Origin of the sequence: Bradyrhizobium sp. IC3195 (assembly GCF_020193585.1) — a bacterium.
Taxonomy (GTDB): Bacteria; Pseudomonadota; Alphaproteobacteria; order Rhizobiales; family Xanthobacteraceae; genus Bradyrhizobium; species Bradyrhizobium yuanmingense.
In genome coordinates this window covers 19,415-35,269 of record NZ_JADYVG010000028.1, presented here as the reverse complement: position 1 = coordinate 35,269, position 15,855 = coordinate 19,415, and the positions used below count along the sequence as shown (strand labels likewise).

The window sequence follows — 15,855 nt, the reverse complement described above, 5'->3', positions numbered from 1 at the left end:
CATGACTTTTCGCGATTGAGTTTGGATGCTTGCCTTATTGATACGCCTCGGACTGCGCTTCGAAGACCGCATCGAGGAACGCCGGTTTGTCGACCAATATGTCCGGGGCAGTCTCGGATGGACGCAGATCGCGATGCTGCTTGGCGCCGCCACCTATGCCAGCTACACGCTCTGGGATTGGGTGCTCTACCCCGAAGTCGTGCCGACCACGCTCGCAATCCGCGGTGGAACCGCCGTGGTCATCCTGCTCCCGCTGACGGCGCTGCTGTCGCGGCGCCGGATGAAGCCATGGGCGGAGACGATCTTTCTCATCTATTGCGTCATCCCGGGCTGCATTCTGCCGAGCATCTATCTCGTGCTTCCCTCGGGCTTCACCTTTGCCGCGCCCGGCATGATGATGATCATACTGTTCGTCTCGACCATGCTGCCCTTGCGGATCGGCTCGCTGGCGATCTTCTGCCTGCTGTCGTGGGTGGCGTTGCTGGTCGCCGAGACATTCGCGTCGACAATGCCGACCGGCCTGAGCTTCATCAACCATTCTCTCGTCGGCAACGCCTACGCGTTGTCGCTCTACGCGGTGGCTGCGCGCGAGTACCGGGCGCGAAAGCAGTTCCGGACATCCGAGGCGCTGCAACGGGAAAAGGAACGCTCCGAGAAATCGTTGCGCGATCTGCGCGCGACCCAGGAGCATCTCGTGCAGGCGGAAAAGCTCGCCTCGCTCGGGCAATTGGTGGCAGGTGTCGCTCACGAGGTCAGCACCCCGCTCGGCCTCGCCTTGACGACGTCGACGGCCATGCAGGATGACCTGCAAACGATGAGTGATGCATTGGGCGGAGCATCGGTCCGGCGGTCCGATCTAACCAAGGGCATTGACCGGCTCAAGCAGGGGCTCAACCTGACCTTCGAAAATCTGCACCGCGCATCCGAAATGGTGCACAGCTTCAGGCAGGTCGCGGTCCATCAAGCCGATGAGGACCGGCGCAGTTTCGAGCTCAGGGATTGGCTATCGGAGTTGATGTCCCGGCTCGGGCCATTGCTGTCGCATCATGCCCTGACCGTGGAGGTACACTGCCCGGCGGGAATCAAGCTCAACAGCTATCCCGGAGCGCTTGCTCAGGTGATCAGCAATCTCGCCCTCAACACTGCAGCGCATGGGTATCCTGACAAGAGAGGCGGCCGGTTCGTGATCACGGTCAGCCAACCGAATCCGAGATCAGTCCGCCTTGTCTGCGCTGATGAAGGCGTCGGAATCCCTGACCATCTGCAGGCGCACATCTTCGATCCATTCGTCACGACAAGTCGCGAGAAAGGCAATGCCGGTCTGGGACTGCACATCGCGTTCAATCTCGTCACCTCATCGCTCAACGGGCGCTTGCTGCTCGAGAGCAAGGCGAGTCCGGGAACTCAGATCGTCATCGAAATTCCCGTTGAAGAACACGTTGTAAGAGAACCGCGAAGACTAGAGGTTTGACACTATTGCGAGCGGTTCTGTGTCGATCTTCGAGGCACTGCCTGACATGAAGCTGACAGACCAGCCTCTTTTTCGGTTTCGACGCGCTGCTCTGAACAAGATGCACTCCATTGGCTGTTCGTTCGAGCGCGATCGACGTAAAGTTTTTTGCGAACGCAGTTTGGTCGCGCCATTCAATTGACACGTACTGACGGATAGTCGTCGGCGTTTCGCGACGCTGCTCACGCGCGATAGCCTCGATGTCTCTCTCGTGCGGTGGTCCGCGCATGAGGGCGTCCGGTTGATCGCACATGAATGAAGCGCCAATCGCATCAAATCGAAAAGATAAACTGTCGTTTGATTCACCGTCTTGCTTTCGAACTGCGCTTGAAATTTTCGTTGTTCGCCGCTCGAGGAGCTGATCGTGACTCAACTCAACATGCGCTTGTCCGAGGACGAGCAGTCCCGGAACGTACGGAAAGGTGCGCTCGCTGCGATCGTCACTCAGGTCGTGCGTGTAGCGACGCAGACCGGATCTGTGATCCTGCTCTCGCGCCTACTGACGCCAGTCGACTTTGGTACTTATGCAATGGCTTCGCCGGTGCTCGCCTTCGCGGTGCTGTTCCAGGATCTCGGTCTTGGACACGCGACCGTGCAGAAGGACGAGTTGACGCACAACGAGCTGAGTGCGCTGTTCTGGGTGAACCTCTCGGTCGGCGCGCTACTGGCGGCCACACAGGTGGCGCTATCGCCGCTCGTCGCCAGGTTCTACAGCGCGCCAAATCTCGCCCCACTGACATCCGGTATGAGCGTCACGTTGCTGCTCAGCGGCGCTGACGTCCAGCATTTGTCGTTGCTGACGCGACAGATGAGATTCTGGACGCTGGCAGGCCTGGAGTCCGCGGCCGCACTGACTGGATTACTGACCTCTGCCGCGGTCGCGTACGTCTATCACAGCTATTGGGCCATTCTCGCCGGCAGCCTGACATCAGGTCTGGTGCTCGCGAGCGGCGCGTGGCTGAGTTCGGGATGGTTGCCGTCGAGGCCCGGCTCGATCAAGGCTGCACGCGACATGCTGAACTTCGGGCTCGGCGTGACCGGCTACAATCTTGCCGAATTCCTGTCCCGCAATACCGACGGGGTGTTGATCGGCAAGGTCTGGGGGGCTGCCTCGCTTGGCGCGTATAACCGCGCCTACCGGTTGCTGCTGTTTCCGCTTCAGCAAGTCAGCAATCCGATGGTGCGAATCATGCTGCCGACGCTGTCGGGCCTGCTGAAGGAGCCGGAGCGCTATCGGGATTCGTTCCGCCGCGCGGTGCTGCCGGCGCTCCTGCTCGTGTTGCCTGGCGTCGGCCTCATGATCGCGACCGCCGATACGCTGGTCGAAACCCTGCTCGGCGACCAATGGAGCGAGGCTGCGCCGATCTTCGTCGCCCTCAGCATCGCCGGTCTGCTGCAGACCAGCAACAGCCCCGCCAACTGGCTTTTCCTCAGCCAGGGCCGCACCAAGGAATACATGCGCTGGGGCCTGTTCAATGTCTCAACATCGATTCTCGCTTTCATATGCGGGCTGCCGTTCGGACCAGTCGGCGTCGCCAGCGCATACTCGATCAGCGAGTGCGTGCGCACGCCCATCCTGTGGTGGCTGATTGGGCGACGCGGCCCGGTGCGTCATCGAGACCTCATGGAAGTGGTCGGGCCACATCTCGCCGGAGCCCTCGCTTCAGTGGTGACGGTGTCTCTGCTGCATCGCTGGCTGCTGGCGCGTTCGATCGGAGGGATCCCGGAATTGGCAGCCTGCTTCTGCCTTTCATATGCGGTTTCGCTCACGATCGTTGCGCTGTTTCCGGCCTGTCGCGGAGAAATGTGGCGCTACGCACAGAGCATTCGCGGCAGATAATGCGATCGGCACCAGACCGTTCGCAAGACGGTGGAGCTGATCACCACGTCACCAGTCACGCCAAAGCCGCGCGCCACGGGAGTGCCGTGGCGCACGTGTCTCCAAAACGTCCCGTCGGGCTGCTCAATGCCTCACATGCTCGAACACCACGATCACGCCGGTCGGTTCGGGCTCATGCGCCATCAGGCGCGTCAGGTCGGAATCGCCCCAATCGGCGAGGCTGACGACCTCGCCGCTTTGGCGGTCGCTGCCCAGCGATCCCGTGGGCTCGAGCACCTTGAGGCCCATCTCGTCGACGAAGAAGGTGTGCTCGCCGAACATGCTGTTGAGCTGCGGCATCGCCGGATGTTCGTCGGGCAGCACCTGAGCGCCGAGCTGGTTGACGGTCTGTTTCACCTGTTCAGATGTGAGCTTCATGAGCTGCTCCGTTGTTGTATCCGGTTTCATCGAGCCAGGCGGGAGCGAGCATTCCCTGCGCCCTTATGCGCCTGGCTCAGAGTCCCGAACAGGTGCTGCGGACAAATGTTCCTGCGAAATGTATTTCGTGATCGCGGGGTTTCATCGGCCGCGTTCGCGGCACAGGATCGCCACAGGATGCACACGATCTATCGATCGACGCGCTACTCGCTGCTGTTCTCGCCGACCGACAGCGCGCAGATGCGTGACAGATATGTGTACGGCAGGCCGGACTCCTCGGCCCAGGCGTTGAACTGCGCCTGCACCTTGGCGAGATCGCCCTTCGACTTGACCTCCTCGGCGATGTCGAGACCGGCAGCGCGCAGGCAGGCCACGACGTCCTTCGACGTCACGAAGCCGTCCCAGCCGACGAAGCGGAGCAGCATCTGGCCGGTGTTGCCGCCCAGCCGGCTGCCGCGCTTGTTGAGGAGGTCGAGCAGGCCGATCTCGTCGGAGGACGGCCATTTCGTCAGAAACTTGCCGAAGCTGCCGTGCTCCTTCGCGATCTCCTGCACGAAGGCGGCGTTGTCGCGCACCGACATGATCTTGGCACCGTTGCGCACGATGCGCGCGTCGCGCAGCAGGCCTTCCCAATAGTCTTCGGGCTGGAACGTGAGCTTGGCGGGCTGGAAATGCAGGAAGGCCTGTTCGAAGCCGTCCCATTTGGAGTCGATCACGCTCCAGGCAAAGCCGGCGCAGAACACCCGCTTGGTCATTTCGGCGAGGATACGATCGTCGCCGAGCTTGGCGAGCTGCTTGAGGTCCGGCTTGGCCGGCATCAACTTGTCCAGCGCCTTGGGCCCGCCCTTGCGCTTCTCGGCGGGGGCGCGAATGGTCTTGAAGGGGGTCATGTGAACACGGGTGTTGAGGGCAGGCCACGACACCAGAATTCGGCGATCCGGTCCAGCCCCCGCATTGCCGCCCCTTGCGCTCTGCGACGGGACGCAGCATGCTGTCGCTCATTGGATTGATGCAAAGGGGCGGCCGGGCTGGTCTGCTTCTTGCTTTATACCGTTTTTGGAATTCCCTGACATTTTGATCTCTCGCCGTCGGATTTTCCATGCGCTGCCTGGTCGTGGCCGACCTGCACTATTCGCTGCCGCAGCTCGACTGGCTGGTCAGCGCGGCGCCGCAATTCGACCTCGTGATCTTCGCCGGCGACGCGCTCGACATCGGCTCGATGGTGGATTTCCGCGCCCAGATCGTGGTGGTGAAGAAGTATCTCGCGCTGCTGGCCGCGACGACCCGCGTGATCCTCTGCTCCGGCAATCACGATCTCGACGAGCGCAACGCCGAAGGTGAGAAGATTTCGCGCTGGATCTCGGAGGTGCGCGAGCTCGGCATCGCCTGCGACGGCGACGGCCTGACGGTCGGCGATACCCTGTTCACCGTGTGCCCGTGGTGGGATGGACCTCAGGTCAAGCAACGCCTCATCGAGCAATTGCGCGATGCCGCAGCCGTCAGGCCGCAGCGTTGGATCTGGGCGCATCATGCGCCGCCGGCGGATTCACCGACGAGCTGGGGCGGTAAGCGCTTCTTCGGCGACGTCGAGCTGGTGCAGTGGATCATGCAATACCAGCCGTCGATGGTGATCTCGGGCCATGTGCATCAATCGCCCTTCATCAGCAATGGATCGTGGTTCGACCGGCTGGGCCAGACCTGGGTCTTCAACACGGGCCTGCAACCCGGCCGTCCCCCGACCTACATCGTGCTCGATCTCGATGCCGGCAATGCGTTCTGGCTGGCGGCCGGCGAGGCGCAATGGATCGACCTGAATGCGCCGTTGCGGCGGCCCGCCGCCCCCATCGAGGCGCCGCCCGACTGGCTCACATTCTTGGATCGGATTGCCGATCAGAGCCGGGCGAAACCTCAGCCGGCGGCAGGTTGATCATGCTCTGGAGCACTTCGCCGACCATGGCCAGATGCGTGCCGTGGCCGGCATATTGCCGCTTCAGATCGGCGAGGTAGGTGTTGGCGACGTTGAGCCTCTGCGCCAGCATTTTTGCGATCAGCAGCGCCACGCCCGGCTCCCTCTCGAGGAACGCGGCGGCATCCTCGAATTCGTAGACGATGGCGTCGGAGCAGGCCCGTACCGTTGCGGTGTGCGGCTGGCCCAGCAGCACGGACATCTCACCCAGCACCGCGCCGGGCTCGGTGACGGTGGCGACCACCATCTCGCCCTTGAGCACCTCGAGCCTGCCTTGCATCAGCACGTAGAGATGGCCGGAGGTGCCCCCCTCGGCGACGATGATGGTGCCGGCGGCAAGCTGCCGCTCCGTTCCGCCGGTGCAGTAATCGAGGACTGCGCGCATGGTGCGAACGCTCCCGTCGCAGGGGTACACAACGCCGGAAGACTAGAGCACGATCCGTGCCGAGCGGCAATCGGTGGGGGAGCCGGCGGGCGCCGAGGCGCCTCACACCTGCGAGAGCGAGGGCGCCTCTCCGGGCATAATGGCTTGCAGCCCGCCGAAGCGGCGCTCGCGGCCATGGAAGGCGGCGAGCGCCTCGGCAAGATCGCCCGCGTCGAATTCGGGCCACATCCGCTCGGTGAAGTACAGCTCGGCATAGGCGCCTTCCCAAAGCAGGAAGTCCGACAGCCGCTTCTCGCCGGAGGTGCGGATGATGAGGTCGACGTCGCGAAGGCCAGCCTCGCCCGTGACGAGCTGCGAGAAGGCTTCACGCGTCAGGTTGGTCAGCGCGGCCGCCTTGGCCGCGGCATTGAGGATGGCGTCGCGCGCGGAATAATCGACGGCGATGCGCACATGCAGCGCGCGGCCATCGGCGGTGGCCGCCTCGGCGCGCGCGATCGCGGCGGCGATGCCGTCGGGCAGGCGATCGCGGCGGCCGATGACGGAGAGGCGCACGCCGTTCTTGACGAGGCTCTGCACTTCGTTCGCGAGGTAGAAGCGCAGCAGGGTCATCAGCGCCGCGACCTCGGCCTTCGGCCGCCGCCAATTGTCGGTGGAGAAGGCGTAAAGCGTCAGCGTGCCGATGCCCTGCTTGGGCGCGGCCTCGACGATGCGGCGGATGGTCTCGACGCCGGCCTCGTGGCCGCGCACGCGCGACAGGCCGCGTCGCGTCGCCCATCGGCCGTTGCCGTCCATGATGATGCCGACATGAAGCTTCTCGTTGCGGGACGTGATGTCACTTTGCATTGCAAAGTCTCCGGTCAAAAAAGGGAGATCAGGTCGAGGCGATGCCGAGACGGCCGAGCGGCGGCGCTTCGCGGCCGGCGGCCTTCGCCGCGTCGCGCACCAGCCGCTCGAGCACGGCGAGATAGTCGAGGAAGCGGCGGCGGCCGGCCTTGGTGAGGCGGCAGGTGGTGTGCGGGCGATTGCCCTCGTAGCCCTTGGTCACCTCGACCAGTCCGGCTTCCTGCAGCACGGCAAGGTGCCGGCTGAGATTGCCGTCGGTGAGGCCGCAGAGCTGCTTGAGATCGCCGAACGCCAGCCCCTTGGGATGCGCCATCAGCGAGGTCAGAAGCCCGAGCCTCGCCTTCTCGTGGATCACGCGGTCGAGCCCTTCATAGGAGAAGGGCGCGCTGTCAGTCTTCGACATCGTTGTCTCCGGACGCGAAATGCAGAATGGCCGCCATCAGCGATTGGCCGATCAGGAAAGGTAGGCCCATGGTCCATGGCGACAGCGTGTGGGTTCGGCTCGCGAGCACCACGACCGCGAAGCCGGACACGAAATACCAGGCGCCGGCGAGCGCGACCGTGCGCGGCAACGAGCGGACCGAGGCAAAGATGCCGAGCGACACCAGGATCTGCCACAGGCCCGGCAGCAGCCACAGCGTCTCGCTCGCGAACTTCCACATCACCACGGCGAGCAGAACGCCGGCAACGCCCGCCGGCAGGAACTGCTCGACCGCCTGGTGGATCATCGCGTCGGCGAGACCGGAATGATGGCGACGCGACCGGGCGCGCATCTCGATGCCGATGATCAGCCCCGACAGCGCGGCGGCGATGAACCAGCCGATGAAGAAAACGAGCGGCTCGCCGGTGGGATCATCCAACAGCCAGAATTGCAGGACGGCGGTGATGAGCGCAACAGCACCGGTCGCCGCCATCGTCGCCGGGCCGTAACCGCGGAAGGCGGTACCTGCCGCGATCTGGCTGCGGATCGTCACGATGTCGGCCAGCGCCTTGTCGAGATCGCGCATCGGCAACGCCAAAACCTCGTTCCACCCGGACATTACGAGGCAACGGCCCCGTTACTTTGTATCGCAAAGTATACGGCACTGCAAAGTATGTGCAAGCCCGAATTGTCGCGGCCAGCCGGACGGGAGCGGACAACTGACGGTTGCGCCTGCCCTGCCCTCGCGGATAAGATGGGTGCAAGTGCGTTTGCCCGGGGGCTGGTATGTGGTTGAGGTCGTTGGTCGTTGCGTTCGTGTTGCAGGTGAGTGTGTTCGGGGCGAACGCGGCGGGGCCGTTCGGCACCGTCAAGGTCGGCAACTGGGCAGGCGGCGCATTCAGCAATGACGAGACGGGCGCGTTCTCCCATTGCGCGGCGACCGCACCTTACGCCAACGGCGTGAGTCTCTTCGTCGCGCAGAATGCGGCCGGCTCCTGGCTGCTGAGCTTTGCCAGCCCCAGCTTTCGCTTCAACAAGGGCGATACCGCGCCCATCGACTTCATCTTCGACGGCCAGGAGCAGGCGAGGTTGTTTGCGACCGCCGGCACCACCAATATGGTGACGACCATCCTGCCCCCCAACGTCGCTCGCACCTTCCAGAAGGCAAGCCTGATGGTGATCACGACCAACGGGAGCAAGCCACTCCAATTTGTGCTGACGTCGACGGCCCCCCTGATCGCGGCGCTGGCGAACTGCGTCACGCGGGTGAAGGCAGACGGGCTCAGCAAGGCCGGCGATTTCACCAAGGGTGCGGCCAAGCCGGCGGCGACGGCGGAGAAGCAGACGGCAGCGCCGGCCGGCGGCAAACCCGCCCGAGCCAGGAGCGGCAGCGGCTTCGTCGTCAGCGCGAGCGGGCACGTCGTCACCAACCATCATGTGATCGACGGCTGCGTCGGCGACGTCAGGGGCAATCTCACCGGCGAAGCCGCAATGGTGCTGCGCGTCGTCTCGAGCGATGCCAACAACGACCTCGCCCTGTTGCAGGCGCCGTCGACGACGACCTTCAAGGATTTTGCCCGGATCCGCGACCGCTCGATCCGCTCCGGCGATTCCGTGATCGCGATCGGCTTTCCCTATCACGGCATCCTGACCTCGGACTTCAGCGTGACCACCGGCATCGTGAGCTCGCTCAGCGGCATGCGCAACGACTCGCGCTTCCTGCAGATCAGCGCACCTGTGCAGCCAGGCAATAGCGGCGGGCCGCTGTTCGACAACACGGGTCAGGTCGTGGGCGTGGTCACGGGCAAGATTCCAGCCTTGCGGATCGCGGTGGCGACCGGCAACATCCCTGAAAACATCAATTTCGCCATCAAGACCGGAGTGCTGCGCGATTTCCTCGACAATTCGATCGTGCCCTATCAGACCGCCGAGCCAAAGAGCGAGCTCAAGACCACCGACATCGCCACCAACGCCCGGCCGTACACGATGCTGATCTCGTGCAACGCGGCGGAGCAGGCGGAGGCGAAGCGGTAGCTATCGGGGCAAGGCACACCCTGCACCTCACCCGTAGCTGTCATTCCCCGCGAAGGCGGGGAATCCAGTACGCCGCGGCCTTTCGATTCATCACTGCCGTCTCGGAATACTGGATCGCCCGGTCAAGCCGGGCGATGACACCTTTGATGTGCGTCGAGCGCTCCCCTCACCCGTGGCAGCACGCCGCCTTCGCCGGCTGCGGCTCGTACTGGTCGCGCAGGCGCACCCAGTCCATCGGATAAGGCAGGCTTTCCTCGTGACGGCCGAGCGGGGTGAGATCGAGATATTGATATGCAGCGTTCATCATGTCGAGGCCGCGGGCGAAGCAGGAATAAGTGTGGAAGATCGCGCCGGCCTCGTCGCGGAAGAACACGCTGATGCCGGGCAGTTCGGGGCCGTAGAACGGCGTGGTCCCGAAATTGTACATCGGCTTGCCGGTCGCGACCTCTTCCTGTGAGAACGTCACGCCGTAATCGCGGTTGAAGTCGTTGTGGCCTGACGAAACCCAGTCGAAGGTCCAGCCCATCCGTTTCTTGAAGGCTTCGAGCTTTGCGCTTGGCGCCAGCGAGACCGCAACCATGGCGGTGTCGCGCGCGGCCAAATGCGGCACCATGCGCTCGAACCCATCGGCCCAGAACGAACAGCTCTTGCAGGCCGCGTCCCAATCGGGTGCGAACATCACGTGCTGCACGATCAGCTGCGGCCGGCCCTTGAACAGATCGCCCAGGGACACAGTGCCGTTCGCCCCTTCGAATGCGTACGCCTTGTCGACCTTGACCCAGGGGAGCCGGCGGCGCTCGTCGGCAAGCCGTTCGCGAGCCTGGGTCAATTCCTTCTCGTGGACCAGAAGGGCCTTGCGCGCGACGATCCATTGCTCGCGCGAAACGATCTGATGTTGCTGCATGGCGTTCTCCTTGGGGATCAGGCGACGAAAGCATCGAGCTTGTCGAAAATCGAGCTCCAGCCGCGCTGGTGGTTGTCGCGCGCGGTCTCGTCGAAGAACTGGGCGTGATGGAAGATCATCAAGGTGCCGGCAGCGTCCGGCTTCAGCGAGATCGTCACCAGCGACTCACGCTCCGGCGTCGAGTGCCAGGCCCAGGTGAAGACCAGAAGCTCGTTCAGCACCACCTCGCGATAGCGGCCGCCGGCCTCGAAGTATTCGCCGTCGTCCCCCGTGAAGCTGATGCGAAACCGGCCGCCGACGCGGACGTCGAGCTCGGCTTGAAGCGTCGCCGGCTTCATGTTCGGCGGCCCGAACCATTGCGCTAGCTGCGCGGCTTGCGTCCAGGCGGCGTAGACCTTTTGCGGCGGCGCGCGGAGCCGGCGCGTGAGCGTGAGGCTTGGTCGTTCTGCCGGGCGTTCGGCGGTGTTGGCGGTTGCGTTGGCCATGTCTCTTCCTCCACGAAGGCGGCAAGGCGATCGAGATTGTGGGACCAGAACTGCGCATAACGATTGAGCCAGTTCATCGCCTGCTCCATCGGCTGCGCGGCCAGCCGGCAGGCGACCGTGCGCCCGGTCTTCTCGCGCACGATCAGCCCGGCATCGGTGAGCACGTCGAGATGCTTCATGATCGCCGGCAGCGATACCGCAAACGGGGCCGCCAGCTCGCTCACCGACAGGCCGTCCTGCTCGCCGAGGCGCGCCAGCAAGGCACGACGCGTCGGGTCTGACAGCGCCGCAAAAGTCCGGTCCAGCGTCTCGTCCTGATACTTAACCATGTGGTTTAGTATAGACGCGAGCGCGACAACGTCAAGCCGGAAGGCGCAGACGCGGATCCGCACGAGAGCGTGATCGGGTTGCTGGCAATGCAGCCAAGAAAAAAGCCCTGCCGAACGGCAGGGCTCTCTTCCTCGTCATAACGAATTTTCTACTCGACCTTCAGGCCGGCGAAGTCGACGACCTTCTTCCACTTCTCGGTCTCGGCCTTGATCTCCTCGCCGAACGCCTCGGGCGTCTGCACCCGCGGCTCGCCGCCGAGCTCGACCAGGCGCTTGGCCATGTCGGGCTCCTTGAGCACCGCGTTGACCTCGGCGTTGAGCTTGGCGATGATTTCCTTCGGCGTGTTCTTCGGCGCGCCCATGCCGAACAACGCGCTCGCCTCATAGCCCTTGACGGTGTCGGCGATCGGCTGCACGTCGGGCAGCTGCGGCGAGCGTTCCGTGGTGGTGACGCCGATCGCGCGCAGGCTGCCGGAGCGGATGTGCTGAATGATCGAGGGCATGTTGTCGAAGATCACCTGCACCTGGCCGGCGAGCATGTCGGTGATCGCGGGCGCGGCGCCGCGATAGGGCACGTGCTGCATCTTGCAGCCGGTCATGGCCATGAACATCTCGCCGGACAGATGCACCGAGGTGCCGTTGCCGGACGAGGCCATGTTCACCTTGCCGGGATTGGCCTTCACATACTCGATGAACTCGGCGACGTTCTTGGCCGGCACATCCTTGTTCACGGTCATCACGTTCGGAACGCGCTGGAACGAGGCGACCGGCGCTATATCGTTCACGAAGTTGAACTTGAGATTCTTGTAGAGCGAGGCGTTGATGTAGTTGGCCGGGTTGACCAGCTGCAGCGTGTAGCCGTCGGGCTCGGCATTGATGACCGATTCGGTCGCGATGTTGTTCCCGGCGCCGGGCTTGTTCTCGACCACGAATTGCTGGCCGAGCTTTTCCGACAGCCGCTGGCCGATCAGCCGTGCCAGGATGTCGGTGGCGCCGCCCGGCGGATAGCCCACCACCCATTTCACCGGACGGGCCGGATAATCGGCGGCAAAGGCCTTCGACAGCGGGGTGGCTGCAAGCGGACTGGCGGCGAGCAGGCCCAGCGCGGTACGGCGAGTGATCATCTCAAGGGTTCTCCCAGTGTTGTTCTTGAAGTCGGATGGCTTGAAAGCCGCGTCGCTGCGGTTGTAACAAAGCTTGCCGCGTGCGGAAAGTGCGCGGGGCACATCACGACGAAAGGATGAGACATGCCGGTCAAGGTTCATGCCCTGGATCATCTCGTGATCAATGTCAGCGACGTCGCGGCGAGTGCTGCGTGGTACGGCAAGATTCTCGGCATGGAAGTCAAGGTGTTCGATCCCGGCGGCGGCAAAGCGCCGCGGACTTTCCTTGAATTCGGTAACCAGAGGATCAACGTCCGGCAACGCGATGCCGACAAGGTGGAGTGGTTCACCGCGAACCATCCCACGGTGGGCAGCGAAGATTTGTGCTTTCTCACCTCGGCCACGCCGGACGAGGTGGTGGCGCATTTGCGGGCACATGGCGTCGCGATCGAGGAAGGTCCGGGCCCGAGGCAAGGCGCCCGCGGCACGTTGCGCTCGGTCTATTGCCGGGATCCCGATGGCAGTTTGATCGAGATCTCGTCGTACGGGGACGCCGGCTGATAGGGCCGCCGCGCCCCCGAACGCCGTCATTGCGAGGAGCGCTTGCGACGAAGCAATCCAGACTGCCTCCGTGGAGAGAGTCTGGATTGCTTCGCTGCGCTCGCAATGACGGTGGAGAGAGCGCGCTCACGCATACCCCCGATTGCGTCCCGCGTCGTCCAATGGCAGGAAGACGCAATCATCAAAAGACAGCCGCCGGCAAGATGCGGCTGCACCGGGAGGAGCCATGCCAGTTCAACAGACCACAGCTGGAATCGTGGGCCCGTTCGACGGGCTCGACGTGCCCTGGCTGCTCAAGCTGCGCGCCGAAGTCCGGCGTGATCATCCATTCCTGATCTGGGCGCCGTTCGACGCGCCGGCGCGGCGCTGGAGCTACGGCGAGTTTCACGAGCGCGTCGGCGCGCTCGCGGCCGGCCTCGCCAGGCGCGGCGTCAAGCCGGGCGAGTATGTGCTCATTCATCTTGACAATTGCATCGAGGCGATGCTGGCCTGGTTCGCCTGCGTCGAGCTCGGGGCCGTCGCCGTCACCACCAACACGCGCTCGGCGCCGGCCGAGATCGCGTATTTCGCCGATCATTGCGGCGCGGTCGCCGCGATCACGCAGCCGGCCTATGCGGAAGCCGTCGCGCAGAACTGCCGCAACATACGCTGGCTCGCGGTGACCTCGCATGATGCGGGCGCGGCGCCCGCGCGGGGCGTCTCGCGCGGCGACAGCTTCGAATCGCTGTTCGCCGACAGCACCGATCGTCCCCGGCGCGCGACCGATCCGCTCGCGCCATGCAGCGTGCAATACACCTCGGGCACGACGTCGCGGCCGAAGGCGGTGCTGTGGACCCATGCCAACGCGCTGTGGGGCGCCAAGATCAACGCCGCGCATGAGGACCTTCACGCCGGCGACGTGCACCAGGCGTACTTGCCGCTGTTCCACACCAATGCGCTGGCCTATTCCATGCTGGCGGCGCTGTGGGTCGGCGCCACTTGCGTGATCCAGCCGCGTTTCTCCGCCAGCCGGTTCTGGAGCGTCGCGCGCGAGCACGGCGCGACCTGGACCTCGACGATCCCGTTCTGCATGAAGGCGCTGCTCGAGCAGGATATCCCGAAAGACCACAAGTTCCGCCTGTGGGGCACCGCCATCAACGAGCCGCCGGCCTTTGCCGCCTTCGGCGTCAAGATGATCGGCTGGTGGGGCATGACCGAGACCATCACCCACGGCATCGTCGGCGAGGTGGATCAGCCCAACATCCCGATGTCGATCGGTCGCGCCGCGCCCGAATATCAGATCCGCATCACCGACGACGACGGACGGCCGACGGAGGTCGGCGACACCGGCAATCTCGCGATCAGAGGCATCCCCGGCCTGTCGCTGTTCGCCGAGTACCTGCACAACGAGAAGGCGACGCGCGAGAGTTTTGACGAGCACGGCTTCTTCCTCACCGGCGACCGCGTCGAGCGATTGGAGAACGGCTTCATCAAGTTCGGCGACCGCGCCAAGGACATGCTGAAGGTCGGCGGCGAGAACGTTGCGGCCTCCGAGATCGAGCAGGTGATCGCGCTCGTGCCGGGCGTGCGCGAGGCCGCGGTGGTGGCGAAGAAGCATCCGATGCTGGACGAGGTGCCGGTGGTCTTCATCATCCCGCAGGGCGGCGTCGCGGGCGCTGCGCCCGATCTGCAGGATCGCGTGATGGAAGCCTGCCGCAAGGGCCTCGCCGACTTCAAGCTGCCGCGCGAGATCAGGCTCGTCGACGACATGCCGCGCTCGACGCTGGAGAAGGTGGCGAAGGCGGAGCTGCGGAAGCTGGTGGGGTGATCTTGTAGGGTGGGTTAGCCGAAGGCGTAACCCACCAACTTCGTTCGGCAATTGCGGAGGCATGGTGGGTTACGCCTGGCGCCTGCGCTTCGCGCAGCCGCGAGGCTAACCCACCCTATGACTACGGCATCCCGACTAAAACGACCCCAGCGCGACCGGACGGAACGCCTGCAGCAGCTGCTGGTCGAGCTTGCCGCCCATGCCTTCCATCATCGTGAAGGCGCGGGAGTGGGTGAAGGGCATGCGGTAGGCGCGCTTCTCGACGAGCGCGGCGTAGATGTCGACGATTGTCGTCAGGCGCACGATGTCGCTGATCTGGTTCGACGACAGGCCGTTCGGATAGCCGGAGCCGTCGAGGAATTCGTGGTGATGCAGCACCACGTCCAGCATCTCCGGCGGGAAGCCGCCTTGCGCGGCGAGCGCATCATAGCCGCGGCGCGGATGCTGGCGGACCTCAGCCATCTCCTCGTCGGTGAGCTTGCCGGGCTTGTCGAGCAGCCAGGCCGGAACGAAGGCCTTGCCGACGTCGTGCAGCAGCGCGGCGCGGGTCAGGCGGCGCTGGTCGTCCTCGCGCATGCCGAGATGCTGGGCGAAGGCGACGGCGAAGCCGGTGACGAACAGGCAATGGCGGTAGCTGCCGACATGGTGACAGCCGACCGTGGTGAGCCATTCGCGCAGCGAGGAATGCTTGATCGCCTTCAGGATCTTGCTCTCGGCGGCGATGACGTCATCGAAGGTCAGGGCCACGCCGAGCGGCACCTTCTCGAACATCTTGGTCAGCACCGCATGCGCCGCCTCGACGCCGCGGTTGAGCGTCTTGCCGCGATCGGTCGCGTCATAGGCCGCGGTGTCCGGGAAGGCGGCGCGAATGCGCTGCAGGATGGCCTCGGCCTGGAGCGGCCGTGAGATGGTGTCGGTGGCTCCTAACGCCCAGGCCTGCATGGTGCCGTGATGCAGGGCGTCCGCGAGCACGAACAGCCGCGGCATCGAACGATAGGCATCGCCGCGCAGTTTGTTGCGCACCCGCTGCACGCTGTCGGGCGAGCGCAGGTTGATGTCGACCACGAGCCCGGAGAGATCGCGCGAGGGCTGGGCGGGGATTTCGTCCGTCTTCACCGTGGAGACGTCGCCGACCGCCTTCAGGATGCTGGCGAGCTCGCTGCTCCCGTCGCTCCGATCGGAGGCGAGCAGGAGCCGGCGTTTGGCGGCGGATTTGGCTGTGGCGTTCATGGCTTCCCCCACAAGGACCG

The 15,855-nt window shown here is 64.4% G+C and carries 16 protein-coding genes and 1 pseudogene; 6 read left to right on the top strand and 11 right to left on the bottom strand.

The genetic code is table 11. The annotated features are described in order from the left end of the window. Positions 1 to 25: 25 nt before the first annotated feature. Both I6F09_RS33405 and I6F09_RS33400 read left to right on the top strand, forming a co-directional pair. Entirely contained in the window at positions 26 to 1,471 is a 1,446-nt protein-coding gene (locus I6F09_RS33405; protein ID WP_225189915.1) for a HAMP domain-containing sensor histidine kinase, read from the top strand. A 424-nt stretch (positions 1,472 to 1,895) separates the two neighbouring features. Beyond that, entirely contained in the window at positions 1,896 to 3,350 is a 1,455-nt protein-coding gene (locus I6F09_RS33400) for a lipopolysaccharide biosynthesis protein (RefSeq protein ID WP_225189914.1), read from the top strand. A gap of 123 nt (positions 3,351 to 3,473) precedes the next feature. Here I6F09_RS33400 and I6F09_RS33395 read toward each other — a convergent pair whose 3' ends face one another. Together I6F09_RS33395 and I6F09_RS33390 are read right to left on the bottom strand one after the other, a co-directional pair. After that, complete coding sequence (locus tag I6F09_RS33395) at positions 3,474 to 3,767, bottom strand: hypothetical protein (RefSeq protein WP_036024052.1); 294 nt, start codon at positions 3,765 to 3,767, stop codon at positions 3,474 to 3,476. Between the two features lie 203 nt (positions 3,768 to 3,970). After that, positions 3,971 to 4,657, bottom strand: coding sequence for a DNA-3-methyladenine glycosylase I (locus tag I6F09_RS33390; RefSeq protein WP_225189913.1), 687 nt, complete (start codon positions 4,655 to 4,657; stop codon positions 3,971 to 3,973). A 209-nt stretch (positions 4,658 to 4,866) separates the two neighbouring features. On the opposite strand from I6F09_RS33390, the gene I6F09_RS33385 reads away from it, so the two are divergent. Beyond that, a complete protein-coding gene (locus tag I6F09_RS33385) occupies positions 4,867 to 5,694 on the top strand; it encodes a metallophosphoesterase family protein (protein ID WP_225189912.1) in 828 nt (275 codons plus the stop codon). On the opposite strand, the gene I6F09_RS33380 is transcribed toward I6F09_RS33385, so the two are convergent. The 4 genes from I6F09_RS33380 to I6F09_RS33365 all read right to left on the bottom strand — a co-directional run bounded on the left by I6F09_RS33380 (position 5,633) and on the right by I6F09_RS33365 (position 7,968). Next, positions 5,633 to 6,118: a cyclic nucleotide-binding domain-containing protein gene (locus I6F09_RS33380; protein WP_036002505.1), complete on the bottom strand. Its 486-nt coding sequence runs from the start codon at positions 6,116 to 6,118 to the stop codon at positions 5,633 to 5,635. The two genes, I6F09_RS33385 and I6F09_RS33380, sit on opposite strands and share 62 nt — an antisense overlap. A 102-nt stretch (positions 6,119 to 6,220) precedes the next feature. Then, a complete protein-coding gene (locus I6F09_RS33375; RefSeq protein WP_225189911.1) occupies positions 6,221 to 6,961 on the bottom strand; it encodes a di-trans,poly-cis-decaprenylcistransferase in 741 nt (246 codons plus the stop codon). 28 nt (positions 6,962 to 6,989) lie between these two features. Continuing rightward, a complete protein-coding gene (locus tag I6F09_RS33370; protein WP_025033235.1) occupies positions 6,990 to 7,364 on the bottom strand; it encodes a transcriptional regulator in 375 nt (124 codons plus the stop codon). Beyond that, positions 7,351 to 7,968 carry a hypothetical protein gene (locus I6F09_RS33365; RefSeq protein ID WP_036002509.1) on the bottom strand — a complete coding sequence of 206 codons (618 nt, stop codon included), beginning with the start codon at positions 7,966 to 7,968 and terminating at the stop codon, positions 7,351 to 7,353. Before I6F09_RS33365 ends, I6F09_RS33370 begins: the two co-directional genes overlap by 14 nt. Before the next feature lie 200 nt (positions 7,969 to 8,168). On the opposite strand from I6F09_RS33365, the gene I6F09_RS33360 reads away from it, so the two are divergent. Further along, on the top strand, positions 8,169 to 9,416 hold the full coding sequence (locus I6F09_RS33360) for a serine protease (protein WP_225189910.1): 1,248 nt from the start codon (positions 8,169 to 8,171) through the stop codon (positions 9,414 to 9,416). A 166-nt stretch (positions 9,417 to 9,582) separates the two neighbouring features. Here I6F09_RS33360 and I6F09_RS33355 read toward each other — a convergent pair whose 3' ends face one another. The 4 genes and pseudogenes from I6F09_RS33355 to I6F09_RS33340 all read right to left on the bottom strand — a co-directional run bounded on the left by I6F09_RS33355 (position 9,583) and on the right by I6F09_RS33340 (position 12,258). After that, a complete protein-coding gene (locus I6F09_RS33355) occupies positions 9,583 to 10,320 on the bottom strand; it encodes a thioredoxin family protein (protein ID WP_225189909.1) in 738 nt (245 codons plus the stop codon). 17 nt (positions 10,321 to 10,337) lie between these two features. Beyond that, positions 10,338 to 10,673: pseudogene (locus I6F09_RS33350) on the bottom strand (SRPBCC domain-containing protein); the annotation flags it as partial. 8 nt (positions 10,674 to 10,681) lie between these two features. After that, a complete protein-coding gene (locus tag I6F09_RS33345) occupies positions 10,682 to 11,134 on the bottom strand; it encodes a metalloregulator ArsR/SmtB family transcription factor (protein WP_225189908.1) in 453 nt (150 codons plus the stop codon). A gap of 149 nt (positions 11,135 to 11,283) precedes the next feature. Then, the gene (locus I6F09_RS33340; RefSeq protein ID WP_225189907.1) at positions 11,284 to 12,258 is read right to left on the bottom strand and encodes a tripartite tricarboxylate transporter substrate binding protein; all 975 of its coding nucleotides are present in this window, start codon (positions 12,256 to 12,258) and stop codon (positions 11,284 to 11,286) included. Positions 12,259 to 12,381: 123 nt separating this feature from the next. Between I6F09_RS33340 and I6F09_RS33335 the strand changes: the two genes are divergently transcribed. Next, complete coding sequence (locus I6F09_RS33335; protein WP_109142053.1) at positions 12,382 to 12,798, top strand: VOC family protein; 417 nt, start codon at positions 12,382 to 12,384, stop codon at positions 12,796 to 12,798. Between the two features lie 226 nt (positions 12,799 to 13,024). Beyond that, entirely contained in the window at positions 13,025 to 14,605 is a 1,581-nt protein-coding gene (locus I6F09_RS33330) for an AMP-binding protein (RefSeq protein WP_225189906.1), read from the top strand. 135 nt (positions 14,606 to 14,740) lie between these two features. Here the strand turns inward: I6F09_RS33330 and I6F09_RS33325 are convergent, their stop codons facing one another. Continuing rightward, entirely contained in the window at positions 14,741 to 15,835 is a 1,095-nt protein-coding gene (locus I6F09_RS33325; protein WP_225189905.1) for an HD domain-containing phosphohydrolase, read from the bottom strand. Positions 15,836 to 15,855: the final 20 nt, after the last annotated feature.